This window comes from Mesorhizobium salmacidum (SeqCode) (genome assembly GCF_037179605.1).
Classification (GTDB): Bacteria; Pseudomonadota; Alphaproteobacteria; order Rhizobiales; family Rhizobiaceae; genus Mesorhizobium; species Mesorhizobium salmacidum.
Genome location: NZ_JAPYKS010000112.1, coordinates 1 through 314 on the forward strand (window position 1 = coordinate 1; position 314 = coordinate 314).

The following is a 314-nucleotide window of genomic DNA, read 5'->3' on the forward strand; positions in this document are numbered from 1 at the left end:
CGCTACCGCGTCTTCGCCGACCTCGAGCGCATCGCGGGCAAGTTCCCGCGCGCCATCTGGCGTGCCAACGGCCGCGCCGAGGAAATCACCGTCTGGTGCTCCAACGACTATCTCGGCATGGGCCAACACGCGGACGTGATCGCCGCGTTCCAGAACACGGCAGGCAAGATGGGCTCCGGCGCCGGCGGCACTCGAAACATCTCCGGCACGTCCAACCCGCTGGTCGAACTCGAGCATGAGCTTGCCGACCTGCACGGCAAGGAAGCGGCTCTCGTCTTCACCTCCGGCTTCGTCTCCAACGAAGCCTCGATCTC

Annotated in this window: 1 protein-coding gene; it reads left to right on the top strand. The window is 65.9% G+C overall.

The window, feature by feature from the left end:
- Positions 1-314: aminotransferase class I/II-fold pyridoxal phosphate-dependent enzyme (locus O7A60_RS31875; RefSeq protein ID WP_337109611.1), on the top strand; the 314-nt coding region annotated here is incomplete at both ends.